Origin of the sequence: Spongiactinospora gelatinilytica, assembly GCF_003236385.1 — a bacterium.
GTDB classification, from domain to species: domain Bacteria; phylum Actinomycetota; class Actinomycetes; order Streptosporangiales; family Streptosporangiaceae; genus Spongiactinospora; species Spongiactinospora gelatinilytica.
This window is the reverse complement of sequence record NZ_POUA01000837.1, coordinates 1-495: the sequence shown is the minus strand read 5'-3', so window position 1 is coordinate 495 and position 495 is coordinate 1. Positions and strand designations below refer to the sequence as shown.

The following is a 495-nucleotide window of genomic DNA, read 5'->3' as shown; positions in this document are numbered from 1 at the left end:
CCCTCACCCGATCCCACCTCGGCCACCCTCCGCACTCACCATGACATGCGATTTCGCGATCTTGCCCTCCGGTGTCCGGCGTGGCGGTTCGATGCGTGGGGTACTGGCTGGGCCGCCCTGCGACCGAGCGATCTGCCCACGTCGATGTCCAAGGCGATCCGCCCCACGCGCGACGGCCTTGTGGCGGCCTGGTGTACGGCGTGGCGGTTCGATGCCTGAGGCCGCCGGCCCACGGCCTCACGGCCTTACGACGACGGCGCGCTGCCGGGGAACCCTGGTCCGGCAGGCGTTGCGTCGACGCCAAGGCCGTCGGCCCCCACGCGCCGCAGCGGGCAGGGGCCGGCCCGGTCGTGCCCTCTTCGCCAGGACCACCGGGCCGAAATCACCCCAGAGACGTCGTCGGCTGGGCCTGTGACACCCGGTCATGCGGGCCGGACGTGTCGGCGCGCACCTCCTCGGCCGCAGGCCGTACCCCCATCCCCCCAGACCCTCCAG

1 protein-coding gene is annotated in these 495 nt (G+C 73.1%); it reads left to right on the top strand.

What is annotated here, in order from left to right; all coding sequences use genetic code 11:
- Nucleotides 1-219, top strand: a 219-nt coding sequence (locus tag C1I98_RS44865) for a hypothetical protein (RefSeq protein ID WP_233508595.1), incomplete at its 5' end; no start/stop codon positions are given.
- Between the last annotated feature and the right edge of the window lie 276 nt (nucleotides 220-495).